Genomic DNA, 15706 nt, shown 5'->3' on the forward strand with positions numbered 1-15706 from the left:
GTCCTCCTCACTGCCCGTCCGGAGCCGGCCGCCAGCGGCGGTGGACGGGCGGGGCGGCCTCCCGCAGCAGGTGCAGGCGCGGGGCGACCTTGTCGGCGCCCGGGCCCGGCGGCCTGCGGCGCCCGGCGAGCCAGGGCGCGGGCCAGGGGGCGCCCGCGCCGGTGTACGCCTGCTCGGCGGCGGCGTGCAGGGTCCAGAACGGGTCGTGCAGCTGGGCCCGGCCGACCGCGACCAGGTCGGCGCGGCCCGCCAGCAGGACGGAGTTGGCGTCGTCGTGGCCGGAGATCGCGCCGACCGCGACGGTCGGCAGGCCGGTGGCGGCGCGGACCAGTTCGGCGAAGGGCGTCTGGAAGCCGCGCCCGTACGGCGGCCGCTGGTGCGCCACCACCTCGCCGGTGGAGACGTCCACCGCGTCCGCCCCGGCCTCGCCCAGCGCCCGGCAGATCGCCACCGCCTCGTCCTCGGTGGTGCCGCCGGGGGCCCAGTCGGCGGCCGAGATCCGGACCAGCAGCGGCCGCCCGGCGGGCCAGACGGCGCGGACGGCGGACAGCACCTCGACCGGCAGCCGCAGCCGGTGGGCGAGCGGGCCGCCGTAGCCGTCGGTGCGGTGGTTGGTGAGCGGGGAGAGGAAGGCGGAGAGCAGGTGGCCGTGGCCGAACTGGAGCTCCAGCACGTCGAACCCGGCCCGGGCGGCGCGCTCGGCGGCGGCCGCGAAGTCGGCGGTGACGACGGCCAGGTGGACGTCGTTCGCCTCGTGCGGGACGGCGCTGCCGGAGTCCCAGGGCAGCGGCGAGGGGGCGAGCAGCGGCCAGCCGTCGGCGAGCGGGCGGCCGATGCCGTCCGGTCCGGGCGCGGCGGTGGCGCCCCGGCGGCCGGCGTGGGTGAGTTGGAGGCCGACCGGGGTGTCGCTCACCGCCGCGACGGCGCGCCGCAGTTCCGCCCAGGCGCCCTCCTGGCGGTCGGTCCACAGCCCGGGGCAGCGGTCGGTGGCCCGGCCCTCGGGGCTGACCGCCGTCATCCCGGCGATCACCAGCCCGGCGCCGCCGAGCGCGTGGGCGGTCAGCTGGGCCCGGTCGAAGGCGCTGGGCAGCCCGTCGGGGGAGGTGAAGGTCGCCAGCGGGGGCACCACGATCCGGTTGCGCAGCTCCAGGGCGCCGAGTTTCAGCGGCCGGAACATCGGCGGTACCCCGGGGGAGCCGCCGGTGGCGGCGTCCACGGCGGCGGTGAACTCCGGGTCGCGGGCCCGCAGGTTGTCGTAGGTGACCCGGCGGCTTCGGGTGAGCAGGTCGAAGGCGAACCGGTCCGGGTCCCGCCCGGTGCGGCGCCCCACCGTCTCGAACCACTCCAGGCTGGCCTGCGCGGCCCGCTGGGTGGACTCCACCACCGGCCGCCGCTCGGCCTCGTAGGCGGCCAACGCGCCGTCCGGGGTGGGCTGTTCGCTCAGCGCGGCGGCCAGGGCGAGGGCGTCCTCCAGGGCCAGCTTGGTGCCCGAGCCGATCGAGAAGTGCGCGGAGTGCGCGGCGTCGCCGAGCAGCACGGTGTTGCCGTGGCGCCAACTGGCGTTGCGGACGGTGGTGAAGCGGATCCAGCGGGAGGCGTTGGGGATCAGCCGGTGGCCGTCCAGGTGCCCGGCGAGCAGTTCCGCGCAGCGCTCCACGCTCGCCAGGTCGCTCTCGCCGCGCGCGAACTCCCGTGCGGCGAGGGCCTCGAAGCCCGCCCGGCGCCAGGCGTCCGCGGCGATCTCGACGATGAAGGTCGAGCGGGTGGCGCTGTACGGGTAGGCGTGCACCTGCACGGTGCCGAAGTCGAACTCCTCGACGATGAAGGTGAAGGCCTCGAAGACCTTGTCGGTGGCGAGCCAGATGTAGCGGCAGTGCCGCTCGTCCAGTTCGGTGCGGAACGCCTCCGGGCGGGCGGCCCGGGTGCCGGAGTGGATGCCGTCGGCGGCCACCACCAGGTCGTACTCGGCGGCGAGCCGGTCGGCCGGCGGGGCGGGCGTGCGGTAGCGCACGTCCACCGCCAGCTCGGCGCAGCGGTCCTGGAGGACGGCGCGCAGCCGGTTGCGGTCCAGGGCGGCGAAGCCGTGCCCGCCGCTGGTGCGGACCTGGCCGGCGTAGCGGATGTCGATGTCGCTCCAGCGGGCGAACTCGGCGCTGATCGCGGCGAAGACCTTCGGGTCGGCCTGGGCGATGCCGTCCAGGGTCTCGTCGGAGAACACCACGCCGAAGCCGAACGCGTCCTCCCGGCCGTCCCGTTCGAACACGGTGATCTCGCGGGCGGGGTCCAACTGCTTGGCCAGGGCGGCGAAGTAGAGCCCGCCGGGGCCGGCGCCGATCACCGCGATCCGGCGCGGCCCGCCGGGCGTCGGCTGCTGCGGCCCGCCCGTCGGTCGCTGCCCGCCCGTCTGCTGTCCGGCCGTCGACTGCTGCGGCCCGCCCGTCACGCGACCACCTCGGGCTGCTGCGGACCGGCCTCGGTGAGCGCCCGGCGGACCGGGTCGGGCCAGGGCTCGGCGCCCTTGACCCGCGGCGCGGCGTGCACCACCGACATCCGGCCGCTGGCGGCCAGCCCCTGCGGGCCGTGCACCTCGAAGGCGTAGTGCAGCGAGGAGCCGCCGACCCGGACGACCCGCAGCTCGGTGCGGACCACGTCCCCGAACCAGAGCCGCTCCCGGTAGTCGGCCTCGAAGTGCACCCGGGGGATCCGTCCGAACAGCTCGGCCAGGCCGAGCCGGCGCAGCAGCGCCGCCTCGGCGGCCTCGGCCCAGCGCTGGACGGCGGAGAAGTGGTAGTGCCCGGCGGCGTCGGTGTCCGACCACTCGACCCGGCGCTCGATGGTGATGGCGGCCGGGGCGGGCTCCGGCTCGGATCGGTGTGTCACGGCGGCCCTTCTGCGCAGCTCGGCGCGGAGCAGCTTGCCGGTCGCGGTGCGCGGCAGCTCGGGGACGAACTCGACGGCGCGCGGGTACTTGTACGGCGCGATGGTGCGTTTGACGTGCTCCTGGAGCTCCTTGACGGTCCCGGCGCCGGCCGGGGTGCCCCCGGTCAGCACCACGTACGCCTTGACCACCGTGCCGCGCCGTTCGTCCGGCGCGGCCACCACGGCGCAGTCGGCGACCGCGGGGTGGGAGGCCAGGGCCTGTTCCACCTCGGGGCCGGCGATGTTGTACCCCGCCGAGACGATCATGTCGTCGTTGCGGGCCTGGTACCGGAAGTAGCCGTCCCGGTCGCGGAGGTAGGTGTCGCCGGTGAGGTTCCAGCCGCCGCGGACGTACTCGCGCTGGCGCTCGTCGTCCAGGTAGCGGCAGCCGGTGGGGCCCTTGACGGCGAGCAGTCCGGGTTGGCCGTCCGGCACCGGGTTGCCCTGCCGGTCGAGTATCGCCGCCCGGTAGCCGGGGACGGGGCGGCCGGTGGCGCCGGGCCGGGAGTCGTCGTCGGCGGCCGAGATGAACACGTGCAGCAGCTCGGTGGCGCCGATCCCGTCGATCAGCCGCCGGCCGGTGGCGGCGTGGAAGGCCTCCCACACGGCGGCGGGCAGCGGCTCGCCGGCCGACACGCAGCGCCGTACGCCGGACAGCCGGTCGGCGAGCCCGGCGGCCAGGATCGCCCGGTAGGCGGTGGGCGCGGTGAACAGCACGCTCACCCCGTGCCGGGCGACCTCCTCGGCGAGCTGTTCGGGGGTGGCCCGCTCCAGCAGCAGGCTGGCGGCGCCGGCCCGCAGCGGGAAGACCAGCAGGCCGCCGAGGCCGAAGGTGAAGCCGAACGGCGGGGTGCCGGTGAAGAGGTCGTCGGGGGTGGGGCGGAGCAGGTGGCGGGAGAAGGTGTCGGCGTTGGCCAGCACGTCCCGGTGGAAGTGCAGGGTGGCCTTGGGCCGGCCGGTGGTGCCGGAGGTGAAGGCGATCAGCGCGACGTCGTCGGCGGCGGTCGGTACGGCGGTGAAGCCGGGCCGCTGGGTGGCACTGCGGGCGGTGAGGTCCTCGGGGCCGGGGCCGCCGAAGGAGAGGACCCGCAGCCCGGGGGCGTCGGCGAGGTCGAGCTCGGTGCGGAAGCGGTGGTCGCACAGGGCGAGGGTGGGTCGGGCGATCCGGGCCAGTTCGGTCAGCTCGGCCGCCCGGAGCAGCGGCACGGTGGTGACGACCACCCCGCCGGCTTTCAGGACCCCGAGCCAACAGGCGGCCAGCCAGGGGGTGTTGGGGCCGCGCAGCAGGACGCGGTTGCCGGGGACCAGGCCCAGTTCCTCGGTGAGCAGGCGGGCTGTCCGGTCGGCGTGGTCGCGCAGTTCGCCGTAGCTCCACCGGGTGGTGGGGGTGAGCAGGCAGCGGCGGTCGGGGCCCAGGCGGGCGATGGTGTCGTCGAGCAGGGCGGACGCGCAGTTCAGTCGGTCGGGGTAGGCCAACTCCGGGAGTTCGAAGAGGAGTTCTGGCCACTGGTCGAAGGGCGGGAGATGGTCTCGGCAGAACGTGTCCATGTGCGCCGAGGGGGAGAGCTCCATGGGCGGCACCTCGTCGGGCGAGCGGGAGTGAAGCCAGTATGGCGCGCTCGTGACGCCAGTCAAGAGAGCGATACATGCATTCGGGCGACGGGAGCGGTCGGCGCAGGTCGGGGGCGGGGCGGGGCAAGCGGAACGCCCCGCCGGCCGATGGGGCCTGCGGGGCGCAGGGGTGGTGCGGTGCGGGTGGGGTTCCTGGGGTGGCTGGGCTTCCCGGGGTGGCTGTGCCTCGTTGGGCGGCCGGGCTTGCTGGGCGGCCGGGCTTGCCGGGGCGGCCGGGGAGCGCCGGTGTTCAGCCCCCGGTGGCGTGGAAGACGGCGTCCGGGGTCCGGCCGTCCTCGGCCTGCCGGGCGCGCTCGGCGAGCATCCGGGCGAACGGGGTGAGCCCGGGCAGTGCCACCGCGGCCCCCGGCCCGGCGTAGTGCACGTAGAGCAGCGTCGAGTCGACCCGGACCACCGTCTCCGCCGTCGAGTCGCCCCGGGTGCGGGCGGCGCTCCGGTCGCCGACCGCCTGGACGGCCGCCGGGGCCGCGTCGCCCCGGGCGTCGAGGAGGTCGAGCCGGGTGTCGAAGGCCCGGCCGGCCGCCTCGGCGGAGCTGAAGGTGACCACGGTGAACTGCACGGACGGCAGCGGCGCGGCACTGAACGACACCGTCGCATAGGCGAGTTGCTGGTCGCAGGCGCCCGGGAGCAGACAGGGCGCGCCCGGCCCGCTGCCCGTCCCCGAACGCGGCGCCCCCTGCTGCTGCCAGCCGCCCGGCATCGCGGCGGCGTCCGGCAGCACGCCCTGCACCCGCGCGGGATCGCGGATGGTCCGGGCGGCGTGGGCGAAGTCGGGCCCGGTGGGTTGCAGCAGCGGGCGCGAGCCGAGGTTGATCCCGAGTGCGACCAGCGCGGCGATCAGGACCAGGGCCAGGACGGTGAGGACGGCGACGTTGCCGCGCCGGGCCGCCAGGGCCCGGGCGGCGCCGGCGGCCGCCGGGTCGACCCTCAGCTGGACGGTGCTCGGGCCGCCGGCCGGGGCGTCCGGGTCCACCCCCGGCCGGACGGTGCGAGGCTCCGGTTCCGCGTCCGGCCCCCCGGTGCGCAGCTGGACGGTGCTCGGGCCGGTCCGCAGTTGGACCGTGCTGGGGCTCGCGTCCGTCCGCAGCTGGACGGTGTTCGGATCGGCCGTCCCGCCGAGGTCGGTGGTGGTCAGGTACTGCGCGAACCCCTGGTCGGTGGCGAGCAGTCGGGCGACGGCCGCGGCCAGTTCGGCCCGCGCCGCCGGATCGTCCGGGTCCGCTTCGATCGCCGACAGCGCCCGGGCCCCCTCGGGCGTCAGCCGCAACCGGGCCCGGACCACCTCGGCCACCGCCCGCCCCCGCCCGCCGGGCGTGCCCCGGGCCAGTCGCACCAGCGCCCCCACCACACCCGCCACCAGCCCGCGGCCGTCCCCCATGGCAACTCCCCCCGCCGTACGAGTCGTTGCCCCCAGGCTCCCGGACCGGCCGCCGGGGCACACCCCCCTCCGGTTGAACGGAGACGCAACTGCAACCGCGCGCGGACCTGGCGGAGACCCGGCGGCCCACCGGTCCCGTCCGTCGCTGGTCCGGTCCGTCGCTGGTCCGGTCCGTCGCCGGTCCGGTCCGTCACCGGGTGGCCAGCTCCGCCATCACCGCCACCGGCAGCGCCGGGTTGGCGGCCGCGGCCTCGGCGGTGCGGTGGTCCGGGGAGGCCAGGCAGGCGGTCAGCGCGGCGGGGGAGGCGTTCGGGTGGGCGGCGAGGGTCCGCAGGGCCTTGACGGGGGTGGGCGGGGTGGTGGCGATGCGGTCGAGCAGTGCGGTGGGGGTACCCGGGTTCCTGGTCACGGCGGTGGCCACCTTCGTGCCGAACCGGTTCAGCGCGGTGGCCAGTTGGGCACCGCTGAGGCCCGGATGCGGGGCCACCGACTTGACCACGCTCGCGTCCGGGTCCGCGGCGAGCCGGTCCCGGAGGTCCGTCGGCAGGGCCCGGTGCTCGGCGACCAGCACGCGGACCCTGGGTTCGGGCACGGCGGCGAGGGCGCGGAGTTCGGCCGGAGTGGCGGCGGCGATCCGGGGAAGCAGGGTCGAGCCGATCCGGACGGCGGCCGCGAGCCGGGCGAGGAGGTCGAACGGGATGGCGGGGTTGTGGGCGAGCGAGCGCCGGACGTCGTAGCCGTCGTCCTCGGCGAGCCGGCTCATCAGTGCCGCGTCGATCCCCGGGTTCCGGGCCAGGTTGGACCGGACCCAGGGGATCTCGTCCCCGGCCAGCCGGCGGTACGTCCCGGCGGGCAGCCCGGGGTGGGTGGCGAGCGCCTGCCGGATCATCATGTGGTCACCCACCAGGCGGGCGGCGGCCGACCCCGGGGTGGTCGGATGGGCCGCCGCCTGTTCGCGGACCATCACCTCGGGATCGTCCAGCAGGGCCGTGAGCAGTTCCGCGGGCGTGGCCTCGTTGGCCGCGGCCGCGCGTCGGACCTGCGCCGCCGGGTGCACGGCCAGCCGTGCCAGCAGATCCGGGCGCCCGGTGCAGTGTCCGAGAACGGCCACCACGTCGTCGGACTCGTCCACCGCGAGCAGGTCCGCGACCTCGTCCGGGAGCCCGACCGCGGAGGCGAGCCGTTCCCGCACCAGCTCGTCCGGGTCGCGGGCGAACAGCCGGGCCCAGGCCGGGTCCCCGCGTCCCTCGTCCAGCAGGACGAGCGCGACCCGCGGCCGGGCGAGCGGGTCGACGTCCCCGACGGGCAACAGGCCGCGCTCGGCGAGCCGTACGGCGGCGTCCTCGAAGCGTTCGGCCAGCAGCCGGACCTGCCCCGGGTCGAGGTCGGTCCGCTCCGCGAGCGCGCACGCCAACTCCTCGTCCGCGGCGGGGAGTCGGTCGATCAGCTGCCCGAGCAGCTCGGGCGGCAGGGCGGGGTTGCGGGCGACGGCGTACAGCAGGGTGGGCATCCGCGCATTCTGCCCGCCGCCCGGTCGGGCCCGCCGCCGATTTCCGTGCGGGCCCGACCGATTTCCGTGCGGGCCCGCCCGGTTGCCGTCGTCCGCCCGCCGCGGCGTCGGCCCGGGTCAGCGCACGGGCGCCGACATGTAGACGGCCCGCCGCCCGTAGTACTCCGGCACCGTGACCTCGCGGTGCGCCCGGTAGCCGAGCAGCCGCAGCAGGATGTCCGCGCCGCGCACCGCGACCATCGAGATCCGTTCGAAGCCCGACTCCTCGGCCCGCTCGCGGAAGTGCCGCATGAACCCCAGGGCGACCTCCCGGCCGCGCAGGTCCTCGGCGATCACCAGGTCGTGCACGTGCAGGTTGGCCGAGGTGTACGCCGTCTCCTCCGGCCGGGTGAGGTCCGGGCAGCGCAGCGGCGGGTACGGCAGGCTCAGCAGGTAGCCGCGGACGACGCCCTGCTGCTCCAGCACGTAGCAGGTGTCCGGTGAGCTGCGGGCCCGGGACTGCAGCGCCTCCCGGCCCTCGGACAGGCCGTCGGCGGCGTAGGCGTCGTGTTCGAGCGCGACCACGGCGTCCCAGTCCCCGTCGGCCAGCCGCCGGATCCGGAGGTCCTCGCTCACCGGGTCGCCCCCTCCGCACCGGCGCCCGGGCCTTCCGCGCCTTCCGCGCCTTCGGGACCGGCGTCCAGTCCGTGGGCGCGGGCGGCGGACACCATCGCGGCCCAGGCCTCGACCAGCACCGCCCAGCGCTCGGCGTCCTGCCGGGCCTCGTCCAGGAGCTGTCCGCGCCGCTCGGCCACCACGTCCGCGAGCTCGGTGTACTTGCCGCCGAGCTTGCGGTAGGAGCGGTCCAGGACGTCCAGGCAGTGCTCGTTCCCGGCCTGGTCCCAGTCGACGCTGCCGCGCACCAGGTCGACGATCGGCTCGACCTTCAGCCCGTGCCGCTCGTCCAGCAGCCCGCGGCCCAGGTCGATCATGCCGCCGTAGACCGGGTACAGGTACAGCATCGAGAGCAGGAACTTGACGAACCGCAGCTGGTAGTTGACGAAGCCGGCGCCGATGCGGCGCTCGGGCGTGTAGTAGTTGACGATGTGCCGGTTGTGGACGACGCCGGGCAGCCGGGAGTGGACCAGGGCGTGCAGCAGGGCGTAGTCGCTGCCGATGGTCTCGATCGAGGGCAGCAGCGGCAGCACCTCGTAGGCCCGGTGGTCCAGGGCGATGTTGCACATGTAGACGTCCCAGATGTCGGGGACGCCGAGGACGGACTCGTCGGCGGTGAACGGCTCGGAGCCGGCGCCCTTGAACGAGACGTCGACCATCGCGTCCCGGTCCTCCTCCGGCCAGACCGGCGGGGTCCAGAGGCGGACGATCTCGCGGTAGACGGCCGGGTCCAGCTCGTGGATCTCGCTGATGTCCACGTTGAGTTCGCCGATGAAGGAGCCGCTGACCAGCATCACCGGCTTGTCCGCGTCGGCCGGGTCGAGCTCGGAGCGGGTCACCCCGGCCACCGCCTCGCCGGCCGGCCGGCCGATCGAGAGCAGCTCGTGGTGGATCGGGAAGACCTTCCGGCCGTCGACGACCTGGAAGTCGGCGTCGTCGTTGCGCAGGTGCGCCGAGGTGCAGCCGAGGGCGGCCGCGCCGAGGAAGAGCCGGTTCACGCAGGAGCCGTACGCGACGGCCGGCGGGAGCATCAGGTCGAGCAGCAGGCCGGGGTCGGCGGCGCCGGAGCGCTCGGCCACCCGGCGCAGGAACTCCCGCTGCCGCGCCTCGCCCAGGTGGTGGACGGCCACGCCGGGGGTCGGCTCCAGCGCGGCCACGGCGTCCGCGTTCTGCGCGAAGGCGGCGGCGTCGGTGGTGTCGAGGATGAGCAGGTGCACCTCGACGCCGAAGGTCGCGACGGCGTAGGCCGCCTCCTCGGCGAGTTCCGCGATGGTCTCGGGGCAGGAACGCATGGTGGGCAGGGCGAGGCAGACTCTCTGCATGGCGGTGGTTCTCCGTCGGTTCGTCAGAACGGTTGCGGCGGTGGCGCCGTGAGGGCTTCGAGCGCACCACCGTGGACTAGACCACTTCCCAAGTCAACGATTGACAGCGGGGCTGCGGCGGGGTGGAATGCGCCCCCGCCCGGTGGCTCCGGAGGGCCCTCGGGGGTCGTCCGGGGGCCGTGCGGACCGAGCCCGGACCCGCTTCCGGACAGGGCGGAGCACGGAACCGGCGGCGCGCCCTGTCGCCGCCGGGTCCGCACGTGAGGACGAATTCCCCTCGTTGATCCGAACGGCCGTGCGGCCCCGGGCGGTTCAACCCCGCCGATCCCGCCGCCGGGGTCAATCCGCGACCCGGACCTGCCGATACCGGCAACGACGTCATTACGCCGTTCGGAGGAGCCAGCATGCCCGAACCGTGGCTGCCCGGTGCCGAGATCCACGACCTCGGCGACCACGCGCCGACCGACCACCAGTACCCCCCGAAGGCCATCGCCCACATCACCTGGGACCGCAACGCCACCGCCGCCGCGCCGCAGGACTGGTGCACCTACGAGGACCTCGTCGGGTACTTCACCGGCGCCGGCGCCGGCGACGCCCCGCACCTGGTCTGGGACCCGTTCAGCGGCCGCACGGCGCAGCTGTTCCCCGCCGACTCCCGCTCCAAGAGCCTGCTCAGCCCGACCCAGAGCCCCACCCGCACCAACCGGGCCGGGCTGGTGGTGATCCAGATCGAGGCGGTGTTCTTCCCCTACTGCCGCCACCAGGGCACCGTCTACCCGCGGCTGGTCGACACCCCGTGCGCGGGCTGGGACCGGATCCACGCCTGGATCACCTCCTGGGGGGTGCCCGACGCCTGGCCGATGGGGCGGCCGACCGACTTCACGGAGCACCGCGACGAGCGGGTCTGGGAGACCGCGGGCGGCTGGTACGCGCACGCCCACGTGCCGTACAACGACCACGTCGACCCCGGTTCCTGGCCCGCCTTCACCGCGGGCCCCGGCTCGCCCACCGGCCCGCCCTCCCAGCAGCACCCCGCCCCGCCCGCCGACCCGACCCCCGCCCGCTACCAGGTCACCGTCAACGGCCTGGCGTACGGCTACGGCGCCCAGGGCTACCAGGTGACCACCGTCGGACGGGCGCTGGTCACGGCCGGCTTCGGCACCCACTACCACTCCGGGCCCGGACCGACCTGGACGGACGCCGACACCGAGAACTACGCGGACTACCAGGCGAGCCTGGGGTACTCCGGGCAGGCGGCGGACGGCGTCCCGGGCGAGGCCTCGCTGCGCCGGCTGCTCGGCTACCTGCCCGGCCCGCGCACCGTCTCGCTCGCCCACGTCGTCGCGGCGGCGCGCAGCGACCCGGGGGCGGAGCAGGGGCACCGGACGTACGGGGCCGAGGTGGCGATCGTCGAACAGGCGCTGGCGGACGAGGGGTTGCTCGAACAGCGCTGGGTGGACGGGTCCTACGGCAGCCTCACGGTGACGGCGTACGCGGGCTGGCAGCGGCGCTGCGGGTACTCGGCGGGTGCCGCGGACGGGATCCCCGGGCGGGACTCGCTGCACCGGCTGGGGGCGGCGCGGGGGTTCGCGGTGACGGACTGACGGGCCGACGGGCCGGTGAGCCGACGGGTTGGGCGCTGCGGGTCGGCGGGTCGGCGGGTCGGGGGGTCGGCGGGTCGGCGGGGCTGCGGGTCGGTGTGGGTACTCCCCGGGGAGTCGGTCGGTCGCGGCGACGGCCAGGCACGTACTCGCCGGGGAGTAGCCGAGGTTACTTCCGCCGTCAGATGCCCGATGAGGGGCGGGCGGGGGAGTCTGGGCGCGTCCTCGTGACCCCGACTCGAAGGAGGTACCTGTGCGCCCGTCCACCGAAGCCGTCGCGGCCCCCGGCGCGGGGCGGCGGTCCGCCGGCCGCCGACTGTCGCCGGGAGCGCGCAAACGCCTGGTGGTGCTGCACGTCGTCGCCTCGGTGAGCTGGCTGGCCCTGATGCTCTGCCTGCTCACCCTGGCGGTGACGGCCCTCACCACCGACGACGCCGACCGGCTGAGAACGGCCTACCGGGCGATGGGCCTGCTCGGCGACGCGCTCATCCTGCCGCTGAGCCTGCTCACCTTCCTGAGCGGGTTGGCGCTGGGGCTCGGCACGTCCTGGGGCCTGTTCCGGTACTACTGGGTGAGTACCAAGTTCTGGCTGACGCTCGGTGCGCTGGCGGCCTCGGTCTTCGCCCTCACCGCCCGGCTGCACGACGCGGTCCGGGTGGCGGACGCCCACCCGACCGGCCCCATCCCGGTGGCGGACCTCGGCTTCGTCCGCTACAACACGGTGATCGTCCCGGCGGTGGCCCTGGCGCTCTACCTGTTCAACGTGATCCTCTCGGTGTACAAGCCCTGGGGCCGCCGCAAGGCCGCGGGCACGCGTCCGGGCCGAATACCCGGGGCCTCCGGCGCGGCCGGGGCCGGGCCGGGGCCCGAGGGTCGATGACGGCGGTGACGGCGCGCCCGGGCGTACCGGCGGGGAATGCCCGTACGGCGGGTGGGCGTTGTCCACCCACGTGACCAGCGCTACGCCCGCGACCAGGCTCTCCGTCCTCGACCGCTCCCGGACCAGGCAGGGCGAGGAGCCGGCGCAGGCGCTGCGCGACACCGTGGCCTTCGCGCGTGAGATCGAGCGGCTGGGCTACCACCGCTTCTGGGTCTCCGAGCACCACGGCGTGCCCGGGGTGGCCGGGTCGGCGCCCACGGTCCTCGCCGCGGCGGTCGCGGCGGCCACCAGCCGGATCCGGGTCGGCACCGGCGGGGTGATGCTGCCCAACCACCGGCCCATGGTGGTGGCCGAGCAGTTCGGGGTGCTGGCGGCGCTGTTCCCGGGCCGGATCGACATGGGGCTCGGCCGCTCGGTGGGCTTCACCGACGGCGTCCGGCGGGCGCTCGGGCGCGAGAAGGACGCGGCCGACGACTTCGGCGGCCAGCTGACCGAGCTGCTCGGATACTTCGACGGCTCCCAGCAGGTGCACCGCGGCGTCCACGCCCGCCCGGCCGAGGGCCTGCACGTGCCGGCCTTCGTGCTGGCCACCGGCGCGGGCGCCGAGCTGGCCGCCGAGGCCGGGCTGCCGCTGGTCATCGCCGCCGCACGTGGGGAGGAGCGGATGCTCGCCGCGCTCGACGGCTACCGCAGCCGCTTCCGCCCCTCCGCGCAGGCCGCCGAACCGTACGTGGTGGTCTCGGGCACGGTCGCGGTGGCCGAGACCGAGGAGCGGGCCCATGACCTCCTCCTCCCGGAGGCCTGGGCCGGCGCCTACTCCCGCACCCACGGGGAGTTCCCGCCGCTGGCCCCGGCCGCCGAGATCCGGGCGCGCACGATGAGCCCGCGCGAACGGGCGGCCTTCGAGCAGTCGCTCAAGGGCCACATCGCGGGCACCCCGGAGCAGGCGGCCGCCGAGCTGTCCGCCCTGGTGGCACGCACCGGTGCGGACGAGGTCCTGATCGCCACCAGTACCTACGACCGGACGGCCCTGCTCGACTCGTACCGGCTGCTCGCCGAGGCCGTCGGCGGGCTCTGACCGGCTGCGGCCCGCCGCCTGCCGCGCCGCCTGCCGCGCTGCCCGTTCCGCAGCCCGCGCGACCGCCCACTCCACCGCTCCCCGGCCGTCCGGGCGGATTTCTGACCAGGCCCGATGGCCTGCTACTGTTCTTCTCGTCGAGGGGAAATGATCTTCCTAAACGGAGATCCCGAAACCCTTGAACGTGCGTCAGTGGTGCTACCAGAGCACGTCCTACTTTCAGTAGGAAGAGTCCGTGCGATCCGGGCCTGGCGCTCCATCCGAAGGGGCTCGTTCCGTCAAGGGAACGGGCCCCTTCGTCATGTCCGGCCGTGCACCGCCCTCGGCCCTGGTGTGCGCCGAGTCCTCTTATCGCACTTTCGCTGGCGAAACTCCGGGCGGCGATCCGGTATCGGCCAAGGTCCCGTACCAGGTGGCCGACGAGTGACGGTCTGCGGCGGCCGGGCAGCCAGCAGTTTTGCCGCTCCGGTCGGGCCGGTGGATCGTCGCACCTTGGCCGGAAGTCGCCGTAGCTGGTGTGAATATGCCATTGGAATGTTCGTCATACGGAAACCGGCAGTAGCCTTCCGTGTCGAACCTGCCACTGCTGGTGGCGATCCGGCCGGATCTGCGCTGCGCCCGGCCACCCCCAGACCCCCTCGAAGGAGCCGGTGTGCCGGGTATCGACGAATGTCTCTCCGGAGCGATGGCGATCGCCGGAGCCCGCTCGGCGAGCCTGGTCGACTGGAGCAGCGGACTCGCCCTCGGGAGCCTGGGCGAAAGCCCGGTCGGCGAACACGAGACCGCTGCTGCCGAGGCAACCGACCTGGTGCGCGCGGCCGTTGAGAGCCAGACCTTCACCGCGGCGGAGGACCGGCGCTCCCCGTTGGAGGACATCATCGTCACTGCGGGCCGCAGTTACCACCTGATCCGCTTCATCGACACCGTCTTCGACAGCCGGCTCGTCCTGCACCTCTGGCTCGACCGCGAGTCGGGCAACCTCGCCGCGGCCCGGTTCCGCCTCCAGGCCCTCGCCGAGGAACTGGTGCTGGGGTGAACACGAGGCCCGCACCGACCGTCGCATTCCGGCCAGCCGACCGCGTGGCCGCCCCGTACGCGCCCCTGGTGGAGGCCGCCGACCACCACGTCCAACCCGCCGCGCCGAGGACCCCGGGCGAGGCCGTCGCCCTGCTCGCCGCCCGCCGCGCCACCGGGGCCCTGCACGGCCCGCTCGGCATCCTGTGGCTGGTCGACGGCCAGGTCGCCGCCGCGGAGTCCCCCCGCGCGCCCGGCCTGGCCGACCTGCTCACCGGCTGCGGTCGGCTCACCCCCGAGGAGTGGGCCGACCTCCTGCACCGCCACGGCCCGCAGGGGCGGGTCGGCGAGGCACTGGTCGACCGGCAGCTGCTCACCCGCGGCGAACTCGAACTCGGCCACCTGGGAACGCTGTTCGACGCCGCTTACTTCGTGCTCGCCGACCGGGCCGGCGGCACCTGGCGGTTCGAGTCCGAGGCCCGGCACTGGCTCGGCACGGTGACGCCGGTCGACCCGGCGCGGCTCGGTCGCGAGGTCGAGCGCCGGCACCGACTCCTCGACCGGATCTGGCCCTGGCCGCAGCTCGACACCGCGCCGGTCCGGCCGGTCGAGCACAGTCGATCGCCCTCCCACCGCCCGCCCGGCCGTCGGCGGCGCGAACTGCTGGACCACGCCGACGGCCGAAGAACCCCGGCGGACCTGGCCCGGCTGCTCGGCCGCTCCGGCTTCGGCGTGACGGCGGACATCCGCCGCCTGGCCGCCGCCGGACTGCTCGACACCCCCCGGCACGCCGCGCCGGCCGCCGCACCCTCCCGCCCGGCTGCCGAACCCGTCCGCCCGGTCGCCGACCCCGTCCTTTCGGCCGCCGTACCCGCCCGGCCTGGCAGCGGCCTGCACCGCAGGGTGCCCGGAGCCACCCTCCGGGGCTTCCCGAGCACCGGCCCCGCAGCAACGACCGGGCCTGCGGCAACGACCAGCCCCGCAGTCCCCGTAGCCCCCGCCCCCACGCGCTCCGACCGACCGCCCACCACGGCAGCGGCCCACCCGCTGACCGTCCCCGACCCGGACATCGCGCTGCTGACCCGGGTCCGAGACCTTCTGGAGGCCCGACTTTGAGTCACTCCCCGCCCGCGACCCCGCCGTACCGGCCATGAGGCGGGCACTCAAGCAGCGTGTCGGAAGGAGACAACTGATCGCCTTGGAGACCGAGCTGCTCGCCGAACTCCGCGCCGTCAAACGTCGCGTCCCGCACCTCGCGGGCGGGCTGGTGGCCAGCGTGGACGGCCTGTTGGTCGCGCACGACACCCACGGGACCGAACCCTCGGGCCTGGCCGCGATGACGGCGGCCTCGCTCTCGCTCGCCCAGCGGCTCGCCGACACCACCGGGCAGGGGGAGTTCCGCGAGTCCGTGGTGCGCGGTGAACACGGCTACGTCGCCACCTACGCGGCCGGCGGCAGCTGTGTGCTGACCCTGCTGGCGCTCCCGGACGTCAACGTCGGCCGGCTCCACCTGGAGGGCCGCCGCAGTGCCCGGCACATCGCCGAACTGCTCAACGACGCCCTGGTGCCGAAGGACCCGCGCGACGCGCTCTGACCCGTCCCGGGACCGAACGCCCCGCCCGCCCCCGTACCGACCGGCCCCCGTACCGACCCACCCCCGTACCGACCCACCGACCCACCCACTGACCAACCTGTCGACTTACCGACCCACCGACCAA

12 protein-coding genes and 1 pseudogene are annotated in these 15706 nt (G+C 75.3%); 6 read left to right on the forward strand and 7 right to left on the reverse strand.

Going from position 1 to position 15706, the window contains the following annotated elements; all coding sequences use genetic code 11:
- Positions 1-7 precede the first annotated feature (7 nt).
- The 7 genes and pseudogenes from ACFC1T_RS09815 to ACFC1T_RS09845 all read right to left on the reverse strand — a co-directional run bounded on the left by ACFC1T_RS09815 (position 8) and on the right by ACFC1T_RS09845 (position 9415).
- Positions 8-2443: an FAD-dependent monooxygenase gene (locus ACFC1T_RS09815; RefSeq protein WP_375885850.1), complete on the reverse strand. Its 2436-nt coding sequence runs from the start codon at positions 2441-2443 to the stop codon at positions 8-10.
- Positions 2440-2880 carry an acyl-CoA thioesterase gene (locus ACFC1T_RS09820; protein ID WP_375886190.1) on the reverse strand — a complete coding sequence of 147 codons (441 nt, stop codon included), beginning with the start codon at positions 2878-2880 and terminating at the stop codon, positions 2440-2442. The genes ACFC1T_RS09815 and ACFC1T_RS09820 overlap by 4 nt, the downstream gene beginning before the upstream one ends.
- Positions 2881-4491: pseudogene (locus tag ACFC1T_RS09825) on the reverse strand (AMP-binding protein); the annotation flags it as partial.
- 289 nt (positions 4492-4780) lie between these two features.
- Positions 4781-5929, reverse strand: a complete 1149-nt coding sequence (locus ACFC1T_RS09830; protein ID WP_375885852.1) for a hypothetical protein — start codon at positions 5927-5929, stop codon at positions 4781-4783.
- A gap of 190 nt (positions 5930-6119) precedes the next feature.
- Entirely contained in the window at positions 6120-7439 is a 1320-nt protein-coding gene (locus ACFC1T_RS09835; protein WP_375885855.1) for a hypothetical protein, read from the reverse strand.
- A 117-nt stretch (positions 7440-7556) separates the two neighbouring features.
- Positions 7557-8054 (reverse strand): GNAT family N-acetyltransferase, encoded by a 498-nt coding sequence (locus tag ACFC1T_RS09840; RefSeq protein WP_375885858.1) that lies wholly within the window; start codon positions 8052-8054, stop codon positions 7557-7559.
- A complete protein-coding gene (locus ACFC1T_RS09845; protein ID WP_375885860.1) occupies positions 8051-9415 on the reverse strand; it encodes a DUF6271 family protein in 1365 nt (454 codons plus the stop codon). The genes ACFC1T_RS09840 and ACFC1T_RS09845 overlap by 4 nt, the downstream gene beginning before the upstream one ends.
- 404 nt (positions 9416-9819) lie before the next feature.
- Here ACFC1T_RS09845 and ACFC1T_RS09850 point away from each other — a divergent pair, with 404 nt between their 5' ends.
- From ACFC1T_RS09850 to ACFC1T_RS09875, 6 genes are all read left to right on the forward strand, one after another.
- A complete protein-coding gene (locus ACFC1T_RS09850) occupies positions 9820-11019 on the forward strand; it encodes a peptidoglycan-binding protein (protein WP_375885862.1) in 1200 nt (399 codons plus the stop codon).
- A gap of 250 nt (positions 11020-11269) precedes the next feature.
- On the forward strand, positions 11270-11896 hold the full coding sequence (locus ACFC1T_RS09855; protein WP_375885865.1) for a DUF2269 domain-containing protein: 627 nt from the start codon (positions 11270-11272) through the stop codon (positions 11894-11896).
- Between the two features lie 70 nt (positions 11897-11966).
- Positions 11967-12974: an MsnO8 family LLM class oxidoreductase gene (locus ACFC1T_RS09860; RefSeq protein WP_375886192.1), complete on the forward strand. Its 1008-nt coding sequence runs from the start codon at positions 11967-11969 to the stop codon at positions 12972-12974.
- Between the two features lie 652 nt (positions 12975-13626).
- Positions 13627-14010: a hypothetical protein gene (locus ACFC1T_RS09865; protein ID WP_375886195.1), complete on the forward strand. Its 384-nt coding sequence runs from the start codon at positions 13627-13629 to the stop codon at positions 14008-14010.
- Positions 14007-15104 carry a hypothetical protein gene (locus tag ACFC1T_RS09870; protein ID WP_375885867.1) on the forward strand — a complete coding sequence of 366 codons (1098 nt, stop codon included), beginning with the start codon at positions 14007-14009 and terminating at the stop codon, positions 15102-15104. Before ACFC1T_RS09865 ends, ACFC1T_RS09870 begins: the two co-directional genes overlap by 4 nt.
- An 82-nt stretch (positions 15105-15186) precedes the next feature.
- The gene (locus ACFC1T_RS09875; RefSeq protein ID WP_375885869.1) at positions 15187-15582 is read left to right on the forward strand and encodes a roadblock/LC7 domain-containing protein; all 396 of its coding nucleotides are present in this window, start codon (positions 15187-15189) and stop codon (positions 15580-15582) included.
- Positions 15583-15706: the final 124 nt, after the last annotated feature.

Source organism: Kitasatospora sp. NPDC056076 (assembly GCF_042266305.1).
Lineage (GTDB): Bacteria > Actinomycetota > Actinomycetes > Streptomycetales > Streptomycetaceae > Kitasatospora.